Origin of the sequence: Methanolobus sp. (genome assembly GCF_030682845.1) — an archaeon.
Taxonomy (GTDB): Archaea; Halobacteriota; Methanosarcinia; order Methanosarcinales; family Methanosarcinaceae; genus Methanolobus.
Map to the genome: position 1 here is coordinate 41,159 of NZ_JAUXNK010000031.1, position 21,715 is coordinate 62,873.

At 45.7% G+C, this 21,715-nt stretch carries 22 protein-coding genes, 2 tRNA genes and 1 pseudogene; 15 read left to right on the plus strand and 10 right to left on the minus strand.

What is annotated here, in order from left to right; genetic code table 11:
• Positions 1 to 6 precede the first annotated feature (6 nt).
• The 4 genes from Q8J68_RS03010 to Q8J68_RS03025 all read left to right on the plus strand — a co-directional run bounded on the left by Q8J68_RS03010 (position 7) and on the right by Q8J68_RS03025 (position 5,834).
• Positions 7 to 1,128 carry an ABC transporter ATP-binding protein gene (locus Q8J68_RS03010; protein ID WP_305310076.1) on the plus strand — a complete coding sequence of 374 codons (1,122 nt, stop codon included), beginning with the start codon at positions 7 to 9 and terminating at the stop codon, positions 1,126 to 1,128.
• Between the two features lie 96 nt (positions 1,129 to 1,224).
• Positions 1,225 to 2,538, plus strand: a complete 1,314-nt coding sequence (locus Q8J68_RS03015; RefSeq protein WP_305310077.1) for a hypothetical protein — start codon at positions 1,225 to 1,227, stop codon at positions 2,536 to 2,538.
• Positions 2,539 to 2,551: 13 nt separating this feature from the next.
• The gene (gene ppsA / locus Q8J68_RS03020) at positions 2,552 to 4,966 is read left to right on the plus strand and encodes a phosphoenolpyruvate synthase (protein WP_305310078.1); all 2,415 of its coding nucleotides are present in this window, start codon (positions 2,552 to 2,554) and stop codon (positions 4,964 to 4,966) included.
• A gap of 259 nt (positions 4,967 to 5,225) precedes the next feature.
• Positions 5,226 to 5,834 carry a superoxide dismutase gene (locus tag Q8J68_RS03025; protein WP_305310079.1) on the plus strand — a complete coding sequence of 203 codons (609 nt, stop codon included), beginning with the start codon at positions 5,226 to 5,228 and terminating at the stop codon, positions 5,832 to 5,834.
• Between the two features lie 45 nt (positions 5,835 to 5,879).
• Here the strand turns inward: Q8J68_RS03025 and Q8J68_RS03030 are convergent.
• Positions 5,880 to 6,140, minus strand: a pseudogene (locus Q8J68_RS03030) (ATP-binding protein); the annotation flags it as partial.
• Between the two features lie 149 nt (positions 6,141 to 6,289).
• Positions 6,290 to 6,364 (minus strand) — tRNA-Arg (locus Q8J68_RS03035).
• A 159-nt stretch (positions 6,365 to 6,523) separates the two neighbouring features.
• Between Q8J68_RS03035 and ilvE the strand changes: the two genes are divergently transcribed.
• The 6 genes from ilvE (at position 6,524) to Q8J68_RS03065 (ending at position 12,750) form a co-directional block, all read left to right on the plus strand.
• Positions 6,524 to 7,402, plus strand: a complete 879-nt coding sequence (gene ilvE / locus Q8J68_RS03040) for a branched-chain-amino-acid transaminase (RefSeq protein ID WP_305310080.1) — start codon at positions 6,524 to 6,526, stop codon at positions 7,400 to 7,402.
• Between the two features lie 187 nt (positions 7,403 to 7,589).
• The gene (locus tag Q8J68_RS03045) at positions 7,590 to 7,838 is read left to right on the plus strand and encodes a sodium:proton antiporter (RefSeq protein WP_305310081.1); all 249 of its coding nucleotides are present in this window, start codon (positions 7,590 to 7,592) and stop codon (positions 7,836 to 7,838) included.
• A gap of 6 nt (positions 7,839 to 7,844) precedes the next feature.
• Positions 7,845 to 9,761: a molybdopterin biosynthesis protein gene (locus Q8J68_RS03050; RefSeq protein ID WP_305310082.1), complete on the plus strand. Its 1,917-nt coding sequence runs from the start codon at positions 7,845 to 7,847 to the stop codon at positions 9,759 to 9,761.
• Positions 9,762 to 9,829: 68 nt separating this feature from the next.
• Entirely contained in the window at positions 9,830 to 10,921 is a 1,092-nt protein-coding gene (locus tag Q8J68_RS03055; RefSeq protein ID WP_305310083.1) for a GTP-binding protein, read from the plus strand.
• Between the two features lie 56 nt (positions 10,922 to 10,977).
• Positions 10,978 to 11,050: transfer RNA gene (locus Q8J68_RS03060), tRNA-Gln, on the plus strand.
• Between the two features lie 725 nt (positions 11,051 to 11,775).
• Positions 11,776 to 12,750 carry an endonuclease/exonuclease/phosphatase family protein gene (locus Q8J68_RS03065; protein WP_305310084.1) on the plus strand — a complete coding sequence of 325 codons (975 nt, stop codon included), beginning with the start codon at positions 11,776 to 11,778 and terminating at the stop codon, positions 12,748 to 12,750.
• A 178-nt stretch (positions 12,751 to 12,928) separates the two neighbouring features.
• Here the strand turns inward: Q8J68_RS03065 and Q8J68_RS03070 are convergent, their stop codons facing one another.
• Both Q8J68_RS03070 and Q8J68_RS03075 read right to left on the minus strand, forming a co-directional pair.
• A complete protein-coding gene (locus Q8J68_RS03070; protein ID WP_305310085.1) occupies positions 12,929 to 13,432 on the minus strand; it encodes a DUF2115 domain-containing protein in 504 nt (167 codons plus the stop codon).
• A 97-nt stretch (positions 13,433 to 13,529) separates the two neighbouring features.
• On the minus strand, positions 13,530 to 14,129 hold the full coding sequence (locus Q8J68_RS03075; RefSeq protein WP_305310086.1) for a hypothetical protein: 600 nt from the start codon (positions 14,127 to 14,129) through the stop codon (positions 13,530 to 13,532).
• Between the two features lie 155 nt (positions 14,130 to 14,284).
• Between Q8J68_RS03075 and Q8J68_RS03080 the strand changes: the two genes are divergently transcribed.
• On the plus strand, positions 14,285 to 14,641 hold the full coding sequence (locus Q8J68_RS03080; RefSeq protein ID WP_305310087.1) for a carboxymuconolactone decarboxylase family protein: 357 nt from the start codon (positions 14,285 to 14,287) through the stop codon (positions 14,639 to 14,641).
• 23 nt (positions 14,642 to 14,664) lie between these two features.
• Here Q8J68_RS03080 and Q8J68_RS03085 read toward each other — a convergent pair whose 3' ends face one another.
• Positions 14,665 to 14,946, minus strand: coding sequence for a DUF1294 domain-containing protein (locus tag Q8J68_RS03085; protein ID WP_305310088.1), 282 nt, complete (start codon positions 14,944 to 14,946; stop codon positions 14,665 to 14,667).
• Between the two features lie 204 nt (positions 14,947 to 15,150).
• Between Q8J68_RS03085 and Q8J68_RS03090 the strand changes: the two genes are divergently transcribed.
• On the plus strand, positions 15,151 to 15,564 hold the full coding sequence (locus Q8J68_RS03090) for a hypothetical protein (RefSeq protein WP_305310089.1): 414 nt from the start codon (positions 15,151 to 15,153) through the stop codon (positions 15,562 to 15,564).
• Between the two features lie 84 nt (positions 15,565 to 15,648).
• On the opposite strand, the gene msrB is transcribed toward Q8J68_RS03090, so the two are convergent.
• Positions 15,649 to 16,047: a peptide-methionine (R)-S-oxide reductase MsrB gene (msrB, locus tag Q8J68_RS03095; RefSeq protein WP_305310090.1), complete on the minus strand. Its 399-nt coding sequence runs from the start codon at positions 16,045 to 16,047 to the stop codon at positions 15,649 to 15,651.
• A gap of 295 nt (positions 16,048 to 16,342) precedes the next feature.
• On the opposite strand from msrB, the gene Q8J68_RS03100 reads away from it, so the two are divergent.
• Entirely contained in the window at positions 16,343 to 16,627 is a 285-nt protein-coding gene (locus tag Q8J68_RS03100; protein ID WP_305310091.1) for a hypothetical protein, read from the plus strand.
• A gap of 166 nt (positions 16,628 to 16,793) precedes the next feature.
• Positions 16,794 to 18,341, plus strand: a complete 1,548-nt coding sequence (gpmI, locus tag Q8J68_RS03105) for a 2,3-bisphosphoglycerate-independent phosphoglycerate mutase (protein ID WP_305310092.1) — start codon at positions 16,794 to 16,796, stop codon at positions 18,339 to 18,341.
• 13 nt (positions 18,342 to 18,354) lie between these two features.
• On the opposite strand, the gene fen is transcribed toward gpmI, so the two are convergent.
• The 3 genes from fen to Q8J68_RS03120 all read right to left on the minus strand — a co-directional run bounded on the left by fen (position 18,355) and on the right by Q8J68_RS03120 (position 20,146).
• Positions 18,355 to 19,371: a flap endonuclease-1 gene (gene fen, locus Q8J68_RS03110; RefSeq protein WP_305310093.1), complete on the minus strand. Its 1,017-nt coding sequence runs from the start codon at positions 19,369 to 19,371 to the stop codon at positions 18,355 to 18,357.
• A gap of 43 nt (positions 19,372 to 19,414) precedes the next feature.
• Positions 19,415 to 19,702 carry a hypothetical protein gene (locus Q8J68_RS03115; RefSeq protein WP_015053487.1) on the minus strand — a complete coding sequence of 96 codons (288 nt, stop codon included), beginning with the start codon at positions 19,700 to 19,702 and terminating at the stop codon, positions 19,415 to 19,417.
• Positions 19,703 to 19,822: 120 nt separating this feature from the next.
• On the minus strand, positions 19,823 to 20,146 hold the full coding sequence (locus tag Q8J68_RS03120) for a hypothetical protein (protein ID WP_305310094.1): 324 nt from the start codon (positions 20,144 to 20,146) through the stop codon (positions 19,823 to 19,825).
• A gap of 154 nt (positions 20,147 to 20,300) precedes the next feature.
• Between Q8J68_RS03120 and Q8J68_RS03125 the strand changes: the two genes are divergently transcribed.
• Positions 20,301 to 21,224: a presenilin family intramembrane aspartyl protease PSH gene (locus Q8J68_RS03125; RefSeq protein ID WP_305310095.1), complete on the plus strand. Its 924-nt coding sequence runs from the start codon at positions 20,301 to 20,303 to the stop codon at positions 21,222 to 21,224.
• Between the two features lie 20 nt (positions 21,225 to 21,244).
• Here Q8J68_RS03125 and Q8J68_RS03130 read toward each other — a convergent pair whose 3' ends face one another.
• Positions 21,245 to 21,715, minus strand: a complete 471-nt coding sequence (locus tag Q8J68_RS03130; protein ID WP_305310096.1) for a carboxymuconolactone decarboxylase family protein — start codon at positions 21,713 to 21,715, stop codon at positions 21,245 to 21,247.

A 21,715-nucleotide genomic window follows, 5' to 3' on the forward strand; every position in this document is an offset into this window, starting at 1 on the left:
GTTAGAATGGGCATCAAAGTGGATTTCAGAAAACGTCATTACATGAAAAAAAGTGATAAAAAGAAAGGTATAGACCCTGTTTTCATGCTTGATGCCAAATTCGAGGCAGGAAATGAGCTGGTGGTCCTTTTCGGACGATCAGGCTCCGGGAAGACCACGGCATTGCAGTGCATATCAGGACTGCTGGAACCCAATGGTGGCAAGATAATCGTTAACGACAAGGTATACTTTGACTGCCATAAAAGGATCGACCTGCCGGTGCAGCAGCGCAGCCTCGGATACGTGTTCCAGAACTATGCCCTTTTTCCGCACATGGATGTGAAAAAGAACATTGCCTACGGACTAAAAGGATTCAGTGAAGAGGAAAAAGGGAGAAGGGTCGGAGAAATGCTACGGTTGCTCCATATCGAAGGCCTTGAGGATAATTATCCTTCCCAGCTCTCAGGGGGACAGAAACAGAGAGTGGCACTGGCCCGCGCACTTGCACCAAAGCCGGAAATACTGCTGCTTGATGAACCTTTTTCGGCGCTTGATGCTGTCGTGCGCATGAAATTGAGAGAGATGATAAGGAGAATACAGAAAGAACTTGGCATCCCAATACTGTTCATCACTCACAATCCGGTGGAAGCTTTCACCATGGCTGACAGGATGGTTATCTTCCATAACGGGCAGGTCCAGCAAACAGGTACTCCCGAGGAGGTGTTCTATCATCCTCAGAACACTCATGTGGCTGAACTGGTAGGCATGACCAACATATTTGAAGATGCTATTGTGGGAGACGAAGATACTGCTACAGGTACTGTCCTGCTCCGCAAGGATGAACTGCAGGTAAGCGCGATGCAGCAGAAGCTGAAGGCGGGCAGGAATGTCTCATGGGGTATCCGCCCTGAGAACATCCATATCCTATCAGAAGAAGACGAAAAAGATGTAGAGGAAGAGAATGTATTCAGCGTATCGGTAAAGAGCATTGTTAATAAGGGCGCAAGCAAGCTTATTTACATTGATATCGGGCATCATCAAAACCTTCTCATAGCTGAAACATCCAATCAGGCTTTTGAGAAATTGCATCTTGAAGCAGGAGATGCCTGCAAAGTGAAACTGGATAAACGGAAGATTGCGGTATTTTAGGGTATAAGAGCCTTCATCTTAAATGTGGTCCATGCATAGGGCTCAAAGGGCACCTTCCATCAGGCTTTTAAGATAGTATTTCATTTTTCACATATAATGAAATTTCTGGAGAATCTTTTCAGGAAAAAACCAAAAGGTGCCCCTCAGGACACTTTCAGGCTGGAATTTGAAAGACTACCGGAATTGGTCCGGACAGAATCAAAAAAAGAATTGGACGATATCGGACCAGTTATCAGGGCGAAGTATACCGAGATAGAGACATCACTGGAAGAGCTCAGGGATATCAAAGAGAGCCTCCTTCGGGCAGAACCGATAGAAAATGCAAACAAGAGAATGGAAAAACTTGGGGATTCTAATCGGGACAATGTAGCCCATAACCTTGACCTGATCATTGAAAAGATAGTTCCTCCCAAGAGCAATGACCCCAGGGATGCCATCGACCTTTACACGGATTCAAGGTCGGTCATGAAAACAGTCGTTGATAATACCCGCAGGAGCCAGATGTATATCAAAGCCCTTTATCCCCAGGAATTCGTGAGGATAAAACATGGCCTTACAGAACTTGAAAGCCGGTTTGGTGAGCTTCATACAATCTTAAAGGCTGAGAAGGAAAAAATGGATGCCTTAGAGAGGCTTCCCGGTGAGATAGATAACATTAGCCAGACAGAAAGGGATATGCTACAAACCCGGGAGAATATCCGCAGCCTTGAGTCAAAGCATGAAACTGCAAGTGAAAAGCTCTCTGCCTCTGTTGCGGCACTGGATGCACTTGAAAGAAGCAGTGAGTTTGAGAGGGCAAAAATACTCGAGGAAGAGATCCATGCTCTCAAAGTGAAGATATCAGCCATCGATTCAGATCTAGAACGGCTGTTCACTCCCCTGTCAAAAGCAATCTCCAGGATGGAGAAGCAGGATAAGAACGAGATTCATGTCCTGTCAGCAGAGAACCGTACAGTCCTTGCAGCCATAAAGGATAAACCAGGTTCGCTCACAAAAAGTGAGCTTGACCCTTTCCTTGATGAACTGGCAGCACGGGTGAAGAACAAAGATCTGGGACTGAAAGAACAGATGTATGATAAGATACTCGGACAGGTCAGCAAGCTAAAAGACCCGGCAACGATATCATATCTTCGTGACATAAAAGAAGGATACTCTTCCAGAATGAAAGAACTGAGAGCTGAGCTGGGGCAAATACAGGTTTACCATGACAGGGAACGTATGGAGAATGACAGGATAAGGTACATGAACATGATGAGTTCAATAGAAGAGGAGCTGGCTAAGGAGAAAATGCACCTGGAAAGCCTGGCAGAGCAGCAGGAGAGGTCAAAAGCGGAATTACGCCAAAGACTCATACATGTTTTTGGGGATAATATAGAGGTTATCTACCATGATCAACATACACATACGTAAGAGGGGTTAGGCAATGGAAAATAACAGATATATCCGATGGTTTGAAGAGGTAACTATAGAAGATGTTCCTTCAGTCGGAGGCAAGAATGCCTCTATAGGGGAAATGTACAGGGAACTGACAGGTAAAGGCATTAAAGTACCTAACGGCTTTGCGATTACGGCGGACGCCTACTGGCATGTTCTCGAATCTGCGGACGCTCTTGAGGAGCTAAAGCAGACCCTTGAAGGGCTGGACACCGAAGATGTACGCGACCTTGCAATAAGAGGGAAAAAGGCAAGGAATATTATCCTCAATGCGGATATGCCTGATGATCTGTGGAGTGAGATAAAAGAGGCATATGATGAACTGAGTGAACAGTACGGTCCTGATGCCGATGTAGCAGTGCGTAGCTCGGCAACCGCGGAGGACCTTCCCAATGCTTCATTTGCGGGCCAGCAGGAAACATATCTGAACATACATGGGTACCATTCCCTGAAAGATGCATGTATCAGGTGTTTTGCCTCGCTTTTCACTGACAGGGCCATTTCCTATCGTGTCAATAATAATTTTGACCATTTCAAGGTTGGGCTGTCCATCGGAGTGATGAAGATGGTGCGCTCGGACCTTGCCTCCAGCGGAGTTATGTTCACCATCGATACTGATAGCGGATTTGAGGAAGTCGTGTTCATAACTGCTGCCTATGGGCTTGGGGAGAATATTGTGCAGGGACTTGTCAACCCTGACGAGTTCTATGTGTTCAAGCCCACACTGAAAAAAGGCTATAAGTCAATTATCGACAAGAAACTGGGCGAAAAAGAGATCAAGATGATATACGGGCGTGGTGATTCCCGTATACTCACCCGCAATGTGGAAGTTCCGGAAGCGGACCGGAAAAGTTTCTGCATCAACGATGAGGAGATACTCCTTCTAGCTCAGTACGCAGTAACCATTGAGGATCATTATTCCAGGAAGAACGGGAAGAAGGTCCCGATGGACATTGAATGGGCGAAGGATGGCGAAACCGGAGAGCTGTTCATTGTACAGGCAAGGCCTGAGACCGTGCAGTCCCAGAAAAAGAAGGACATCCTTGAAACCTACTATCTTGATCAGAAGTCTTCAGTTATTGTTACAGGCAGAAGCATCGGCCGCAAGATAGCAGCAGGCAGAGTGCATGTGATCCCTGATGTTTCAAGGCTCCCTTCATTTAAACCCGGAGAGGTGCTTGTGGCAGATACCACAACACCCGACTGGGAGCCGATAATGAAGAAAGCTGCCGCAATCATTACAAATAAGGGCGGAAGGACCTGCCATGCAGCTATTGTCAGCCGTGAACTGGGCATACCGGCTGTGGTGGGTGCCGCAGGTGCAACTGAAAAGTTAAAGACAGGCATGGAAGTCACTGCAAGTTGCGCTGAAGGTGATGTCGGGAGAGTCTATGAGGGCATGCTCGATTTCCATACTGAGAGCCTTGACCTGAAGGATCTGGAGAACACAAGGACAGAGGTAATGATGAACCTCGGAAACCCTGAAGAAGCTTTTTCCCTGTCCATGATTCCCAATAGCGGTATTGGTCTTGCAAGGCTTGAGTTCATTATCTCAAGTTACATACAGGTGCACCCTATGGCGCTGGTGCATCCGGAAAGAGTTGCTGATGCAAACGATGCTGAGGAAATAGAGAGACTCACAAAAGGTTACAGCAGCAAAGAGGACTATTTTGTCGAAAAGCTCTCCTTTGGGGTCGGCACCATTGCAGCTGCATTCTATCCCAAGCCTGTGGTCGTGCGTATGAGCGATTTCAAATCAAACGAGTACGCGAGCCTGCTGGGAGGCAGGTACTTTGAGATAGAGGAAAGCAATCCAATGCTGGGATTCCGTGGTGCTTCACGCTATTACGATGAGCGCTACAGGGAAGGCTTCGCACTTGAGTGCAGGGCGATGAAAAGAGTTCGGGAAGAACTGGGGCTTACAAATCTGATCCTTATGATACCTTTCTGCAGACGTGTTGACGAGGCGGGGAAAGTGCTTGCAGAAATGAAAAAACACGGGCTTGAAAGAGGAAAGAATGGCCTGCAGGTGTACGTGATGTGCGAGATACCTAGCAACGTGCTCCTGATAGATGAGTTCAGCAAATACTTTGATGGTTTTTCGATAGGTTCCAATGACCTCACCCAGCTAACCCTTGGAGTGGACAGGGATTCAGAGATACTTGCAGAATCCTTTGATGAAAGGGATGAGGCGGTCAAGAGAATAGTGTCCATGGCCATACAGGGAGCAAAGCGCAACGGCAAGCATAGCGGGCTATGCGGGCAGGCACCCAGCGATTTCCCGGAATTTGCGGAATTCCTTGTAAGAGAGGGCATTGATTCGATTTCCCTTAATCCCGATTCCGTGATGCAGATAGTGCCCAGGATACTTCAGACAGAAAAAGATATGGAAAAGCAGGGATGAACTAAGCTCTGCTCTTTGTATTGATAGATTCGCTACATATTGTTTATATGTCCCATGATTCAAAACACTTATATGCGCTCAAATAATAAGTGAATAATAGAATCGTCTCTGAATGTATACTGGCGATCAGCAGTGGGAGATAGACTGCGGGTGAATGGAGCTGAAGCTATATACATGAGCAGGAAGTTCCTTGAAGAACGCAGTTCATTTTCCCGATTTATGGAAACATTGGAGCATTGAACATCAGAAGAGGGAGAAGATGGGGAAGAAACAATATACATTACCAGACCTGCCCTATGGTTACGCAGACCTGGAGCCATTCATGTCCGAAGAACAGCTAAGGACACATCACGATAAGCATCACAGCACTTATGTCAAAAATGCTAACTCGATCATTGAGAATGTGGAGAAAGCAATTAAAGATGGTACTGATTACAACGTCAAGACCACAGCGAAATCACTGGCCTTCAACCTTGGAGGACATGTCCTGCACAGCTATTTCTGGCCGAGCATGGGGCCCTCGGATAAAGTTAGCAAGGAGCCTGTGGGTGAGATTGCCGACCAGATAAAAAGTGATTTTGGAAGTTATGACCGTTTCAAGAAGGACTTCACACAGGCAGCATCAACCGTGGAAGGTTCTGGCTGGGCAGTACTGACATACTGCAATGACATTGAAAAGCTTGCAATAATGCAGGTAGAGAAGCACAATGACGTTGTTTTTCCGGAGTATCCCATTCTTATGCCGCTGGATGCATGGGAGCATGCATTCTATATAGACTACAGGAACGAGAAGGCGAAATTCTTCGATGCGTTCTGGAATATCGTAAACTGGGAAGAAATTGATAATAGATTCAAGGCATTAAAATAATGCCTTCCTCTTTTTTAGATAGAAACTGGACTTGGATCACGTTTTTTATCTTTGCCTGGTGGGGATTGCAAAGGTGAAAGTGCTTCCTTTTCCTGGGACGCTTTTGACACATACCCTTCCATCATGTATTTCTACGAATTTCTTTACCAGTACCAGGCCAAGGCCGGTTCCCTCATATTCCCGGTTTGTATCAGGATCCAGTTGTTTAAACGGTTTGAATAGTTCCTTTTGCTGCAGGTCGGATATCCCGATACCATTATCCTTCACGCTGACAGATATCTCATTTGCATTGCAATTCAAGATTACTTCGACACTGCCGTATCCATCTTACCGGTTTCCTTGTATTGTATTAAAGGGATACTCATTGGACCTTGAAATAATATGTAAACAAAGAATGAGGCATTAGAAAGGATTTACAAATAAGAACGTGAAGATCACTGTTAAAAAATAGAAAGCGATCCCGAAGGGATTCGAACCCTCGACCCTCGGGTTAGAAGCCCGATGCTATATCCTGGCTAAGCCACGGGACCACTTTAGATGCTCAGAGGTACGAAATAGGCGTTTATGCATAAAAGTCTTTTGTATAAAACAGGAAAGTGCATAAATATCTGAACAGGTAATTCGATGCGCGAATAGAAATATATAATAGTTTAGCATCAAATCTACCATTAATTTAATGAGGCTTTATAATGAGCGAACTACTGATCTATTGTAATGGCGAGTATGTCCCAAAATCGAAGGCTACGACATCGGTTTATGACCATGGCTTCCTTTATGGGGACGGCGTCTTTGAAGGTATAAGAGCATACAACGGACGTGTTTTTAAGTTACGCGAGCATGTCGACAGGCTCTATGACTCTGCAACGGCCATAGCCCTGAAGATCCCCATGACCAAGGAAGAAATGGAGGAAGCAATCCTTGAAACTCTCAGGAAGAACAATCTCAGGGATGCTTATATCAGACCTATCGTTTCAAGAGGTAACGGCGACCTTGGACTTGATCCCAGGAAATGTCCAAAGCCCAATGTATTCATCATCAGCCAGGAATGGGGTGCAATGTATGGTGATCTCTATGAGACCGGACTTACAGGAGTCACTGTCGCGGTCAGAAGGAACGCTGCAGATGCGCTTTCACCAAACATCAAATCACTCAACTACCTCAACAACATCCTTGCCAAGATAGAAGCCAACGAAAAAGGCGGCGATGAGGCGATCTTCTTTGACAGCAACGGCTATCTTTCAGAAGGTTCGGGTGACAATATATTCATCATAAAGAACGGAAAGGTCTATACCCCTCCGACAGTCAATAACCTGAGAGGCATTACTAGAGCGACTGCCATCGAGCTGCTTGAAGAGATGGGCACTATGGTCCATGTTGAGAATCTGGGCATGTTCGACCTCTATACGGCTGATGAGATATTCGTCACCGGCACAGCTGCAGAAGCCGCTCCTCTTGTCAAGGTCGACGGGCGCGCGATAGGCGACGGAAAACCAGGACCCATCACAAAGAAAATGGTAGAGGCCTTCAAGCACATCACCCAGAATACAGGCACTCCAATATTCAAATGAGCCGCTCTGGAAGGATTATCCCTTCCATGTACTTTTTTAGAACTATGTCAGGCATCACCTGATTATATACTATAAGAATTATATACAAATACGAGAATAATATCCTGCTGATAACACACTGGTTTTGTCAGCAAGATAGCCCGTTAATGTGTATTATGTATTATAGAACCTGACAGAGGGATAACAAATGGAAATAACAGGAGAGAAAGGCAAAGTAGTAATGGAGAACCTGAAATATCTGAACGATTCGGTAATGGCCATATTACTGCTTATGCCTGTGACCCTTTTGATAGTCTTTGAAGCTCTTGATGACAATCCTACCTTGAAACTGCTCTCCATTCCCACGTGGGCTGTGTACCTTTTGGGGCTCTGGTATGTTACTTCAAGGATATTCAGACTTAACAAAACGCTTATAGCATATCTTGAAGAAAAGTAAGAGCACATGGAACGTAAGGAATTCAGAGAGCTAACCCCTGTGGAAGATGCAAGAAAACTGGTAAGCCGCATAAAAGTACTTCCTGGAATCGAATATATAAATGTCGGCAATGCTGTCGGGCGCATTCTGGCTGAAGATGTGCTCTCAGGTGTTGATGTGCCTGCATTTAACCGCTCTGTGAAGGATGGTTACGCCCTGCGCGCCAAGGACACTTACAAAGCAACAGAGCCGGAACCTGTCGCCCTCAGACTGACAGCATCCATACCTGCAGGCTGTGCTGACAGGTTCTTTGTTAATGACGGGGAAACCATAGAAATCTCAACGGGTGCGCCCATCCCGGAAGGTGCTGATGCGGTCATAATGGTGGAGCAGACGAAACAGACAGAAGATACTGTACTAATCTATCAGCCGGTGCACATCGCAGAGAACATCATGCGCGCGGGTTCGGATATAATGAAAGGAGAGCGTGTGCTCAGGAAGAATACCCGCATCGGTTCAAGGGAGATAGGAGTGCTGGCATCCATCGGCAAAATGGAAGTTCCTGTAAAGAAGCTTATCGTGGGCATTATTTCAACTGGTGACGAGCTTATCGAACCGGGAGAGGAGCTAAAGCCAGGAAAGATATTTGATGCAAATTCCTATGCCATAGCCGCAAATGTAGAAGAATGCGGCGCAATACCCAGAATGTACGGCATTGTCCCGGATGAAGGTAAATTGATGGAAGAAGCACTTGACAGGGCGATAAATGAATGCAACATTGTCCTGACCTCTGGCAGTACTTCAGCCGGAATCGGCGATATCATGTATAGGATCATAGAGGATAAGGGAGAAACACTTACTCATGGCATTGCCATCAAACCCGGGAAGCCGGTCGTCATCGGGATGATCAATGGGGTTCCCACAATCGGGCTGCCCGGGAATCCGACCTCGGCACTCAGCATATTCAACGAGTTCGTGGCACCGATCATATATAATTCGCTTGGTGTCGCGCCGTCGTTTAAGACAAAGGTAGCGGCGGTAATGGGAACAGGCATCCGCTCAGGAGGGCGCGAGGAGTTGTTCCCTGTGGGAGTGGTACGTGGCAGGGCATATCCTGCGGATAAGACCTCAGGTGCCATTACAACCCTTGCAGATGCTGACGGCATTATCGAGATAAAGGCGCAGACAGAGTACATAGAGGCAGGCAGTCCGGTAGAGGTCACAATGTTCGGTAATGCCAGAAGCCCGGACCTTATGTTTGTTGGCGGGCAGTGCCCTGGTGTGGATCTGCTTGAGGACATGACCGGAAAAATGATCAGGACGCTAAACATGGGATCCAGCGCAGGGTTCACCGCAATTGCAGGGGGCACCACTGATATTGCAGGCGTCAACATGCCTGGTGCAGAAGGAGAGTATAACCTTCCGGTCATTATGAAAATGGGCCTTACCCGCGTTGTGCTTGTCAAAGGATACAGGCGCGAACTCGGACTTATCTTCCGCCCCGGGAAGGGGGTGGCAGAACTTGGGGATTTGCCCGGCCTGCGCCTGATCAACAGGAACCGGGGCTCAGGGACAAGGGCTATACTGGACATGGAGATAGGAAGGCTGGCGGCACAGAAGGGCATTTCCAGGGCGGAACTTACAAAAACCATTGAAGGCTACAACTCCGGATCAAAGACACATCGTTCTGTATGCGATGCGATAAAGGACGAAAGAGCAGATGTGGGGTTTGGCCTGAAGGCTGCGGCTGAGGAAGCAGGGCTTGCATTCATTCCTGTGACGGAAGATGAGTTCGATTTTGTGATACGCAAAGATGTAATGGATACCCCGGAGATCAAATCGTTCCTTTCAGTATTGAGCTCGCATGAATTCTCAGAGAGACTTCCTGCAGGATTACGTACCTATGAGAGAACCGGTGAGACCATATCGCTGCCTGAAATGTAACGATTGTATGGGAGAATTGGGATTTATCGGGAAATCTTTTTTAGTTTAGCACGGTATTGTAGGTGCAAATGAGCATAAACGAAGAAATAACATCAGTAGAAGAAGAAATCAGGAAAACGCCATACAATAAGGCTACTTCCTTCCATATCGGTAGGCTTAAGGCCAAACTTGCCCGTCTGCGCGACGAGGTAATCAAAAGGGCATCCAGCAAATCAGGAGGAGAAGGATACTCCGTCAGAAAGTCAGGCGACGCCACCGTTACCCTTGTAGGTTTCCCTTCAGTTGGTAAATCCACGCTGCTGAACAAGCTCACCGGCGCCAATTCAATGGTGGGCGCCTATGACTTCACTACACTTGACGTCATCCCCGGTGTGCTTGAATACAAGAACGCGACGATCCAGATACTGGACGTGCCGGGGCTTGTAAAAGGTGCCGCAAGCGGGCGCGGGCGCGGCAAGGAAGTTATTGCGGTGGTAAGGAACTGCGACCTTGTGGTGTTCCTGATGGATGTGTATCATCCTCAGCACTACCAGGTGCTCACCCAGGAGCTTTACGATGCCGGCATACGCCTCAACCAGAAGCATCCGGACGTAGTTATCAAAAGACAGGACCGTGGAGGTGTGACCATCAGCAGCACCGTTGACCTGGAAATGCCTGATGAGCTCATCAAAACCATCCTTGGAGAATATAAGATCCATAACGCCCATGTGCTGGTGAGAGAAAGTATCAACGTAGACCAGCTCATTGACGTGATCATGGAAAACAGGGTGTATGTACCAGCTGTCGCCGTGATAAATAAAGTGGATATGGCAGATGAATACGTACTGAACAAATGCAAGAAGGAATTCCCTGATGCAACCTACATATCTGCAGATAAGGAAAAGAACCTGCAGGAAGTAAGGGATGTCATCTACGATGCCCTGGACTTCATACGAATATACCTGAAACCCCAGGGAGAGCCCGCAGACCTCGAGGAGCCTCTAATAGTCCGCAGCGGTACGACCATCGGGGATATCTGTGACCGATTGCACCGTGATTTCAGGAGAAAGTTCAGGTATGCCCTTATATGGGGCACTTCCGCAAAACATCCAGGCCAGAGAGCAGGCCTTGACCACGTCCTGCACGACAAGGATCTTCTTACCCTGATAATAGCAAAGTGAGCATAGTTTTGCATAACAAATAAGTACCATTATGCATTTATTGTGCTGATCAACGTAGTCCTGTAGGGTAGTGGTCAATCCTTTCGGCCTTTGGAGCCGAAGACCGTGGTTCGAATCCGCGCAGGACTACTAATATATTTTACATATTTCTAGTTTTTGAATGTAATTTTGCTTCATGTGTCATCGGTTAAGAAGAGAATTGAACTTATCGTTTTAATTTAGTTAACAGTTGGTAAAAATTCGAACCTTTAATAGACAGGAACATGGTATTGATTTCATGAAAAGTGACCATAATTTACGTCAGATATATGGTATAAAATCGATAGCATACAGGCAAAAAAATCTCTTTAACCGATGACCAATGGAATCCTCCTCAAAAGCGACAGATATCCTTTTCAAGAGCCCAGGCCTTGAAGGCAATTCATTGTCTGCAATCTTCAGATAACATTCCATGAATAAAGGTTTGGACATAACAATCCCTTTTATCGCGAGCTTATTTAACCAGATCTGATGGCAACTATTCAGTCCTGCTGGCTCCCACAAATACCCTTAATTAACAGATGTTTTCAATCACAGAGGATCATCGATAAGTGATTTTTGTAATCAGATACGGGTCCGGATGTTGTCCTTGCAGGCAAGGGCATATTTACCCTGTGGAACTGTACATCCAACTAAGGCTATTTGACCTCACCCTCTTATCATGCATATACTCCGACCCAATGCATCCTCTTTTACTTAAAGGCTATTGATGACAATCTCGGGTTTTACACAAGCTACATCCCTGATAGCAAAAAAGATAAAACTATCCAGAACATAAAATAAGGTACTAATTATTAAAACCTGGGTATGAAAATATGAAAATCCAAATATTTGCTATTCTTATCCTCCTGTCATTCTCACTCGGCTGCGTTTCAACAGAGAATGTTCTTGCTGAAGCGCCTTCAGAGAATATTGTTAAACCGAATGCTTCAGAATACATTCAGGTCGATGAGGACACAGAGGATATCCCGATAGATGAGACCAAGGAGGAACATCCAAACACATCTCCATCTTCCAATGAAACTATAAGGGTAGGAGCTTTTAACGTCCAGGTATTCGGAACGACAAAAGCTTCAAAGCCTGAAGTAATGGCAGTCCTGGCAAACATAATCAGGACCTACGATATAATAGCCATCCAGGAGATCCGTGACAGCTCACAGACCGCCCTTCCAAAGCTTCTGGACCAGGTCAACTCCGACGGCTCGCAATATCAATACGTTGTAAGTGAAAGGCTTGGCAGGACCACAAGCAAAGAGCAATATGCCTACGTGTACAACAGTAATACCGTGCAACTCACAGGAGATCCGCATACCTACCCCGAACCCGAGGGCACAGATCCTTTCCACAGGCAGCCATATATCGCAACTTTCAAGGCAGTTGATGGGAACTATGACGCTGTCCTCATCGTGATCCACACGGACCCGGATGAGGCCACCGAGGAAATAAATGCTCTGGCTGATGTACTGAACTACACTCAAATACTCTACCCTGACGAAGGTGACTTCATTCTCATGGGAGATCTCAACGCCGATGGTTCCTACTTTAAAAAAGGCTCTACGTCAACTCTCGATGGATACTACTGGCTCATCGATAACAGCCAGGACACCACCACCAAATCCACAAATTATACATATGACAGGATCATCCTCACGGATACCTCTGACCTGTATGGCCAGTATGGTGTGCACAGGTTTGACCTGGAATACAATTTGACGGAAGAGCAGACAGTGGCAGTGTCAGATCACTATCCCGTGTTTGCTGAGTTTTTAGTGAATGAGGATAAGGATTAAGTGGAGTTCTCTGGACTCCGCTGCTTTTCAAGCTCATAGGATACAAGGTACTTTGACTTTACAAAGTAGCTACTAATCCAATACCTCAGAATACGATTCCTGCAATCACAATAGCAAACATCATTGTGGCATATATAGAAGTGCGGCTTTAGTTGAGGATGGGCAACTTCCCATATAATTACAACTCTCCCTTTAATTCCTCACTATCCCTGCATTTGCAAAAGTCGCACAAGGCCAGCTCAACACCTGACTGTTTGTTCCTGACAGGACAATAATACTCACCTCCCTGAGATGTGATCATCAGCCCGCCGGGGAAGATCATCCCTGGAGGATGTATCGTCCGTTTTGCGACAAGCGCAAGATAGGGAATGACCACAGCCACAAAACGGAGGAATGCTCTTTGCCGGGGGTTACTTTTATTGTTCTGCTGGCTTATCCTTGTAAGCAGGTCCCTATGCTCTTCGTCGTCTACAGGCTCGGCCTTATCTGATGTTTTGCAGGTCCTGAGCTCCTGGAAAGCCTCGTACAGGTAAGTGAAATAATCAGAGGAATAGGCTTTCCTGTACTTCTCGGGCAGGTCCTGCACGCTGTCAACGACTGCGGCTCGGGCAAGGCAGATATCCTCGTTCGATATTTTCCGGGCTTCTTTTTGCAGGGCATTCAGTAGGTCTGTGGAATCCATTTCAACGAATGTATTTCCTTAATTATAGATATACCTTAAAGACATGAGTGAAAATCCATCTTTTACCACCCGTATTTAGTCATCCTTTTGGAACCTATCACTTATATGCGACAGCTGCGGCTCTGCAGTGAGACGCCACAAAGGCAGATACAGGACCATACATGTCCTGTGTGCAAAAGATGATGCTCTTCACACCATATCCACCCCGGAGCTCGATGGTATGATATTTTGGATGGAACATGACCTTGCGGACATTATTCCACCTGAGAACCTGATCCTGCCTGCCCGCCGCCATCATGCCTGCACCTGCGGCAGTGGGATTGCGGCTCAGCAGTCCCATGACGATAAGCAAGACATTAGCCACGCGGTTCCGGGACTTCTGTGCTTTCCTGGTTAATATCCTGACACCTTTCTCATCTACGGAGTATGATAGCATGTACCTGTTCCCATAGTAGATGGAAATGAAGAAACCTGTCAGCAGGAAAAGCAGAAAGACCATGAAAAGGAAATATCCGAATCCGGAAGTATTGGTGTCATCAGTAAGAAGGGAACCATCCATCAATGAAGGGAACAAAATTAGGAACACGATCATACCCGTGAACAAAAAAGCAACAGCCAAGGCCCTCACAACTTCAAGCATGATGAAACGGTTTGTGAGAATACTGACATCGATATCCCATTCAATGCTGTTTTTCATGATCAGGCTATGTTAAGAAAACATTAAATCGTTTCCTGTTAAATTATGATTGGTAATGAGATATCAATATAGATATCAATAAGTGATGTCAATGAATAATATCAATGAACGAGAAGTATTGATGAGGCTATAGGTAATAGTTACAGGTGGTAATAATGCAGGAAGATATACAGGTAAATGACGTGAAGGGGTTCCAGCCAAGGTCGGTCCGTTATGCAAAACAGATGGATGAGGCTTTTGGGGAAGGTCTTGCCGGATTCTATAATGCGGTCTGGGCAGACAGGGAAGGAGGGCTTTCAAAGAAGGACAAACATCTCCTGGTATTTGCAATCGCCTGCTCTAACCTTAAGACAGAGAGTGCCGTCAAGATACTCCAGAGGCTCAAGAAGTTCGGGGCGACTGCCGAGGAGATCAAGGACGCGATGATGATAGCGGCATGGACCGGAGGCATCCAGAACTTCACGGACGTATCACCGGACATGCTCAGGGAAATGGAAAGGCTGGGATTCTGAGCCAGCCGCTTTTTCAGGCAGGGTCATATTATCAGGCCGAGAATATACCTTCCGAAGAGATATATCTGCAATAACAGTATCAGAGGCATCCCAATCTTAAATGTCATGTGACGTGTCTTATGGCGGAAGTACTGCATTCCGGCAATCGATCCGATGCTTCCTCCAATGATAGCCCATAGGAAGAGAGTCTTCTCCGGTATCCTGCTGCCACGTTTTTTGGCTTTTTTCTTGTCTTTGCCCATCAGGTGAAAGGCAGCAATGTTCACAGCCATAAGGTAAAGGAGAACTAACACTGAGATATCCATGACCTTAGATTTATAACATTGTTTTTAAATTTTTCCGGTTAAGGTTTTACATGCCATTTAAGCAACTGTGATTAACAGTCACAGCCATCAATATAGAAACCCGCTCAGCAGGCAATACTTTTATTAATCAGAGACATCACCATTAAATTGAGATACTATAGTATCATTAGTAAGATAGCAATATTCAAATGGTAGGTGGCACTCATGAAAAGTAAATGGTTATTGTTTATTATATTGATCGCACTTGTGATGGGATCCGGGTGCGCGGATGATCAGACAGAAGCAGATGACATGACGGAAGGACAGGCACAGACACCGGCAGACGAACAGGAGGTCAGCGAAGCACCTGTGTCAGCTGTTGAATCCGCGAAATATATGGCAAGTATGGAGTTTTATGGCTTCGTACCCCCAGAGGTGGAGATAAACAGGGGAGACGCGATCACCTGGAGAAATAACAACAAGCAAAAAGTATATACATTTATCAGTGACGACGGGCTCTTCGATGATCAGGAGATAAAGTACGGAAACACATTCCACCACATCTTTGAGAGCAGCGGGACATACACATTCAGCATCGCAGACACTCCTGATATGACCATGACCGTAAATGTAAGATGAAAGTTGATAGTATCTGTTTTAAACATACTTAGAGGCCATTCTTAGATGGCCTCGATAATTACATGATCTAATTTCAATCTTCTTTCAATTCTCTTTTTTGAAATCAAGGGATATGGAGTTCATGCAGAACCTTTCGCCTGTGGGCGCAGGACCATCATCGAACACATGACCCAGATGGCTTCCACACCTGCTGCAAAGCACTTCTATCCTCTTCATAAAATAGCTGTTGTCCTCATGCCGTACAATGCGGTCCTCAGAAATAGGTCTTGTGAAACTTGGCCATCCCGTGCCGGAGTCATACTTTGATTCCGAACTGAAAAGTTCCTGTTTGCATGCAGCACACAGATAAGTGCCCTTTTCCTTGGAATTGTAATACTTGCCTGTAAATGCTGGTTCAGTGCCTTTTTGCCTCAAAACCAGATACTTGTCCTTGGAAAGTATCTGTTTCCACTCATCTTCTGATCTCTTGATTGTTTCTGGCATATCCTAACCCCTTCATTAGTTCGAACTACCGGGAGCGGCATTGGAAACATTTCAACCGGACTCCCCTTTCAGGCTGGAAAGAAAATTCTCAGCCATTGAAAGTGGCGGATATAGAGATAAATAAATAACGATAACATTAGTTTAATAATTAGATAAGTATAAATATTAGTACAAAGCAATAAATATTGAGAAAACAAAATCTCATTGATAGTTTTAAGCTCCAGTCAGGATAGAATGCCAGGGGGGTATTAATACCGAATGGATTGCATACTATGAAGAGAACAGGAAGCAAGCATTGTCCCTGATTGGGAACATGCCGCTTTCCACACGATACAGGAGAGAACTTGACCTGTGGATCAACCATTATCTGGACCCTTTTGTCCTTAACAGGGCAGTAGCATCAAGAAAGCGGGATTCTGCAGATCCGTTTGCCCTGATCCGCACGGAAGCCGAAAAAGACCTTGAATTCACCGTGCTCAACGCCACAGGAAGGGACAGGAGCGGAGGAGACATACTCCTTATGGAAAGTAATCTTTTATTGCAGTTCAATATGCTGCTATCACACATCAAAACATCCTGATAGCTCCGGGGGAAGTTGTTCTCTTACACTTCCCTTTGAAGATTTATTCAGGTTTGATAGGACCACAAACGTGAATCTATAGTCTGACACGGATATTGGAGCTGTTTTTTAATCCAACGCCTCCAAAAACAACGCATTTATGAACCTTCAGGACTATTTTATTTACATGTCTCAAGTCAGAAAACCCCTTTTGCTCATGATACTTGACGGGTGGGGTTATACACAAGAAACAATAGGAAACGCAGTGCTTGCCGCCAGGACACCGGTGCTTGACGGCCTTATAGACAAATATCCTTCATGTCTTCTGGAGGCTGCGGGAGAGTCTGTCGGCCTGCCCATGGGACAGATGGGGAATTCAGAGGTCGGGCATCTGAATATCGGTGCAGGGAGGACCATATACCAGGATTTTACCAGGATCAATAAGTCCATAGAAGATGGTGACTTTTCCAGGAACCCCATATTTCTTCAGGCCATCGCTAATGTAAAAAAGAACAGTTCTTCACTTCATATAATGGGGTTGTTCTCCTACGGTGGTGTCCACAGCCACATGTATCATATGAGAGCCCTGATCGAGCTGGCAAAAAAAGAAGGGCTTGAAAATGTATACATACACGCCTTCCTTGACGGCAGAGACGTGCCACCCAGGGCTGCCCTGGAAGATATGAAAGGCCATAAGGAGTTCTGCCGCTCCATCGGATTTGGCAAAGTAGCCACAGTAATGGGCAGATACTATGCAATGGATCGCGATAAAAGGTGGCAGCGAACACAACTTGCTTACGATGCACTCACTTTCGGAGAGGGCCTTCTCGCAAGAGATCCCGTGTCTGCCATAGAAATGGCTTATGATAGGGGGGAGAACGACGAATTCGTCAAACCCACAGTAATAATCGATGAGCAGGGCATACCTGTAGCAACTGTGAAGGAGGGGGACTCGCTGGTGTTCTTCAACTTCAGGCCGGACAGGGCCCGCCAGCTGACATATGCACTCGTGAATGAGAACTTTGAAGGATTTGAAAGGAAGGCGCATCCTCATGTATTCTTTGTATGTATGACCGAGTATGACGAGACACTTGACGTTCCCATTGCCTTCCCGCCTGAGAATATAGAGAACACCCTTGGAGAAGTCCTGAGCAGGGCAAACTTAAAACAGCTACGCATTGCCGAAACCGAGAAATATGCCCATGTAACCTTTTTCTTCAACGGTGGTGTGGAAAAACTGAATGATGGCGAAGAGAGATGCCTCATACCGTCTCCCAGGATAGCAACCTACGACCTCAAGCCAGAGATGAGCGCCTATGAGGTCACCGAAGAACTCGTGAAGAGAATAAGATCCGGGAAATATGACGTCATCATCCTCAACTTTGCCAATATGGACATGGTCGGCCACTCGGGTACATTTGATGTGACTGTGAAAGCTGTAGAGGCTATTGATGACTGCGTCGGCAGAGTGATCGGTGCGCTGGTGAGTGAAGGAGGAGCTGCGTTCATCACAGCGGATCATGGCAATGCAGAGAAAATGACAGATTACATTACAGGAAAACCGCATACTGCACATACATCCAACCCTGTGAGGTGCATACTTGTCAACGGAGGCGAAGGCATCACACTCAAACCCGGAAAACTCGCAGACATTGCACCTTCCATGCTGGAACTACTTGGCATCAGCAAGCCGGATGAAATGACAGGAATTTCCCTGCTTGTAAGGAATAGATAAATTCAATAAAAAATCAGAACCAGCTGTCAAGTGTCTTCTGGCCTCCACCGGAAGACGCCTCCAGTTTTTCTAAAGCCTTGCTGACCCTCTCACGGGAAAAATCATGCTCATCACATAGTAATTCCAATACAGAATCTGTTTTTGGTTTTTTCCAGTTGAGCCCATAATCCTTTGTAACCGGGGGGTTCATAAAAAAATCTTTTATGATATCCAGGTCAGGGATCTCATTACCCATTGAACTAAGGATCTTTTCGATACTCCCATGCTCCTTAACGAGCTTTAGAGCCTTCCTGGGACCTATGTTCGCAAGCCCCTGATTGTAATCCGTGCCTACACAAAGAGCAATATCTATCAGCTGCTCACGGGTTACACCCATCCCGGCAAGAGTTTCTTCCAGTTCCATAACCTCGGGTTTCACATCCACATAGAGGTTCTTTTTTGGCAATTTCCTCTTCCCGGATACCGTCAGGTTCCTGACAACGCGTGGGGCGCCGAAAAGTAAAGAGTCATAATCCTGCGATCCTGCGTAATCAGCATCTCCTTTGATTACCATATAAGCCGCCTGGGCTTCACCCTCCGATGGAGCATCCACAAATGGGATACCCATGGCATTCAGCAATTTCCTGGAATCTTCGACAATTGTCGCATCTATCCGTGAAGAAGCCTGAGCGTATTTGTATGCCTCCTCAGCAAGTCCCTCTTCCTGTGCCTGCTCCCATTTCATTTGTGCATTTTCACGGGCCTGCACGCGCTTTTCGATTGTAGGGGACTTCATCTGAGGAGGCTTACCGTCAAAAACAAACACCGGCCTTATCCCTGCTTCCATAAGGCTTGACATCCTGTAAAGAAGCCCTGAGAGATGGGAGGTGATATTGCCCTTTGAATCCTTCAAGGGAGTGCCATCCTTCTGGCGTATAATGCTGAGAAACTGATAAAGGGTGTTATAGGCGTCTATGGCAATTACCTTAGAGGAAAAATCTGACAGCTCTACTGATTTCTTTTTCAGAAGGTCCCCTAGATCAACACCCATTGTATTGCCTGCCTAACCTGCTTACTTCACTGGCTGAAACTATTTATTCCAGCCTGACATCGATGACGGAATCATCATTAGCGTCTATTTTCCCCACTCTTAGGATGTTTCCCGCCCAATCGATAAGATTTGTTTTTGTAATCTGTACCTGATGAATATCATTGTTGACCTTATTTTTGTGTATTATAAGGAGATTGCGTCCTGCATCTTCGTTCTTACCCAGTTTTGAGACGATATTCTTTATCAGTTGCTCAAACTCAGAGTATATAAGAACCTCAGAACATTTCCCAGCTTTCTTTATAATACCTACCGGTTCTAAATTAATGCGCATATACGCACCCCTATGTTAGAATGAAAAACTATCGAATCTTAGTACGTCATTCGACGTATATATGGTTTTCGGATTTGTATTTAGGACTGGTAGAAAATAGTTATAACGAATTCATTCGATTTATCTGTAACGGGTTCTGTCCATAGAAGCAGCCACCTCGTCTATCCTGACAAGCACTTCACCAACTCGCTTATCGAGATTGCCTTCAACGCTCTGGATATTTATCCTCAGTGAGCGCTCTTTTGCTTCCAGCATATTATCAATCTTTCTCAGGCGCATATCCACGGAAAGGATCATTGCGGCTAAAGCTCCCACCATTACCATGGCAGACAGCACAATTAAGGCATTTGCGGGGCTGTACTGGAATCTTCCAAGCCATTCGTAGGTAAGAACAAATGCAGATACTACCATTACTATTGAGAATATTATATCCCGGCTTTCCATTGCGTTCCCTCTTGCGTTATATGCGCATCCCTTGTATTTATATCATTTGTTTTTAATAAAGAGTGGCATAGCATTAAATAGTGCATATACATCTAACATATTCAATAGAAATATAAAGATTTATATTTACTAATAAATAACGGGAGTTAAGATATTGAGTTCAGAAAACAAGAGTATTCAGGAATATGTGCCTATGCTTGTAATGGCAGGTATCATATTGGTGGTACAGGTAATTGCCTTACTGCTTGCAGCACCCATGGCAGCTAACGACATGAGAGCTTTTGAAGATCCGGATTCAGCCGCAAACAGCATATTATATATTATTTTCGTGCTTGCCTTCACCTTTGTCCTGTTGATGGCTATCAAAAGGAATATGAAATGGATCATTCAGCTGACAATCCTGCTGGCTGTGGGAGCTACGATGTATTATGTATTCTTTGCCCTGCTCTCAATTGCAAATATATCCTCTCTGACAAACAATGTCATTTCCATTACTGTCGCAGCTGTTCTCACTATCCTGCTCTACAAGTTCCCCGAGTGGTATGTCATTAATATCATCGGACTCATAATCGGTGCCGGAGCAAGTGCCATATTCGGCATATCCCTTTCGATACTTCCTGTAGTGGTATTGCTGGCACTGCTGGCGATATACGATGCAATCGCCGTCTACAAGACCAAACATATGATAGACCTTGCAGAAGGCGTGATGGACCTGCGGCTACCCATACTATTCGTTATACCAAAACACTTGAAGTATTCATTTATCCAAGATTCATTCAAAAAGGAAGAAGGCCAGAAGAGAGAGGCTTTCTTTATGGGCCTGGGGGATGCAATAATGCCAACCATACTGGTCGTTTCTGCAAATGTTTTCCTTGTAGAAAAATATGGAATAGAGCTTTTAGCCGGTTTCATCACAATTCCTGCAATTGCAGCAATGGTTGGAACCATAATAGGATTCATAGCCCTGAGTATTCTGGTAATGAAAGGAAAACCACAGGCAGGACTTCCGTTCCTCAACGGCGGAGTCATCCTGGGTTATATAGCAGGTGTCCTTATAAGCGGAACACCACTATATTGAAGCTTCCTGTATCGAAGAGGTTAGTCCTCTTCAGGAAGCTGAGAAACGATACTGCAGACAGAACAGTTACCCTCCCTGCCAGCCGTTTCAGTCTTGATGCTGTTAAGCTGGGAATCCAGGGAGCGCGTACCTTCTGCAAGTACCGCTGCGCTGGAAATGGTGGCTGCTATAAGCGTAGCACTGAACATCTCCTCTTTTGAGATTCCCAGACGCTTGGCGACCCTCACATGTGTCCTGAGACAATACTCGCACCGTAGTGCAGAAGCCACCGCTATGCTTATAAGTTCAACTGTTTTGGGATCTATGAAATCCATCTGGCGCATGACACTGTTCTCATAGATCATCCTTGAAATGAATAAGCTTGGCATATCTTTCATGAAGTTGATGATATAGGGAATCTCACCATAGCGCTCTTCCACATCCTCAAGCAGTTCCGCAACAGCTTCTTCCGGCTCCTGGTCCAGGATCTTTTTGATCTTTTCAATTTCCAT

What these genes read in the sequence shown, in the direction of transcription:
- Q8J68_RS03120 (WP_305310094.1), bottom strand. Translation starts at nt 20,146, where the DNA reads ATGGAAAGCCGGGATATAATATTCTCAATAGTAATGGTAGTATCTGCA.
- Q8J68_RS03010 (WP_305310076.1), top strand. Translation starts at nt 7, where the DNA reads ATGGGCATCAAAGTGGATTTCAGAAAACGTCATTACATGAAAAAAAGT.
- Q8J68_RS03050 (WP_305310082.1), top strand. Translation starts at nt 7,845, where the DNA reads ATGGAACGTAAGGAATTCAGAGAGCTAACCCCTGTGGAAGATGCAAGA.
- ilvE (WP_305310080.1), top strand. Translation starts at nt 6,524, where the DNA reads ATGAGCGAACTACTGATCTATTGTAATGGCGAGTATGTCCCAAAATCG.
- Q8J68_RS03115 (WP_015053487.1), bottom strand. Translation starts at nt 19,702, where the DNA reads ATGCGCATTAATTTAGAACCGGTAGGTATTATAAAGAAAGCTGGGAAA.
- Q8J68_RS03130 (WP_305310096.1), bottom strand. Translation starts at nt 21,715, where the DNA reads ATGGAAATTGAAAAGATCAAAAAGATCCTGGACCAGGAGCCGGAAGAA.
- Q8J68_RS03045 (WP_305310081.1), top strand. Translation starts at nt 7,590, where the DNA reads ATGGAAATAACAGGAGAGAAAGGCAAAGTAGTAATGGAGAACCTGAAA.
- Q8J68_RS03025 (WP_305310079.1), top strand. Translation starts at nt 5,226, where the DNA reads ATGGGGAAGAAACAATATACATTACCAGACCTGCCCTATGGTTACGCA.
- Q8J68_RS03090 (WP_305310089.1), top strand. Translation starts at nt 15,151, where the DNA reads ATGAAAAGTAAATGGTTATTGTTTATTATATTGATCGCACTTGTGATG.
- Q8J68_RS03015 (WP_305310077.1), top strand. Translation starts at nt 1,225, where the DNA reads ATGAAATTTCTGGAGAATCTTTTCAGGAAAAAACCAAAAGGTGCCCCT.
- Q8J68_RS03080 (WP_305310087.1), top strand. Translation starts at nt 14,285, where the DNA reads ATGCAGGAAGATATACAGGTAAATGACGTGAAGGGGTTCCAGCCAAGG.
- Q8J68_RS03085 (WP_305310088.1), bottom strand. Translation starts at nt 14,946, where the DNA reads ATGGATATCTCAGTGTTAGTTCTCCTTTACCTTATGGCTGTGAACATT.
- Q8J68_RS03070 (WP_305310085.1), bottom strand. Translation starts at nt 13,432, where the DNA reads ATGGATTCCACAGACCTACTGAATGCCCTGCAAAAAGAAGCCCGGAAA.
- ppsA (WP_305310078.1), top strand. Translation starts at nt 2,552, where the DNA reads ATGGAAAATAACAGATATATCCGATGGTTTGAAGAGGTAACTATAGAA.
- gpmI (WP_305310092.1), top strand. Translation starts at nt 16,794, where the DNA reads ATGTCTCAAGTCAGAAAACCCCTTTTGCTCATGATACTTGACGGGTGG.
- Q8J68_RS03075 (WP_305310086.1), bottom strand. Translation starts at nt 14,129, where the DNA reads ATGAAAAACAGCATTGAATGGGATATCGATGTCAGTATTCTCACAAAC.
- Q8J68_RS03065 (WP_305310084.1), top strand. Translation starts at nt 11,776, where the DNA reads ATGAAAATCCAAATATTTGCTATTCTTATCCTCCTGTCATTCTCACTC.
- Q8J68_RS03055 (WP_305310083.1), top strand. Translation starts at nt 9,830, where the DNA reads ATGAGCATAAACGAAGAAATAACATCAGTAGAAGAAGAAATCAGGAAA.
- fen (WP_305310093.1), bottom strand. Translation starts at nt 19,371, where the DNA reads ATGGGTGTTGATCTAGGGGACCTTCTGAAAAAGAAATCAGTAGAGCTG.
- msrB (WP_305310090.1), bottom strand. Translation starts at nt 16,047, where the DNA reads ATGCCAGAAACAATCAAGAGATCAGAAGATGAGTGGAAACAGATACTT.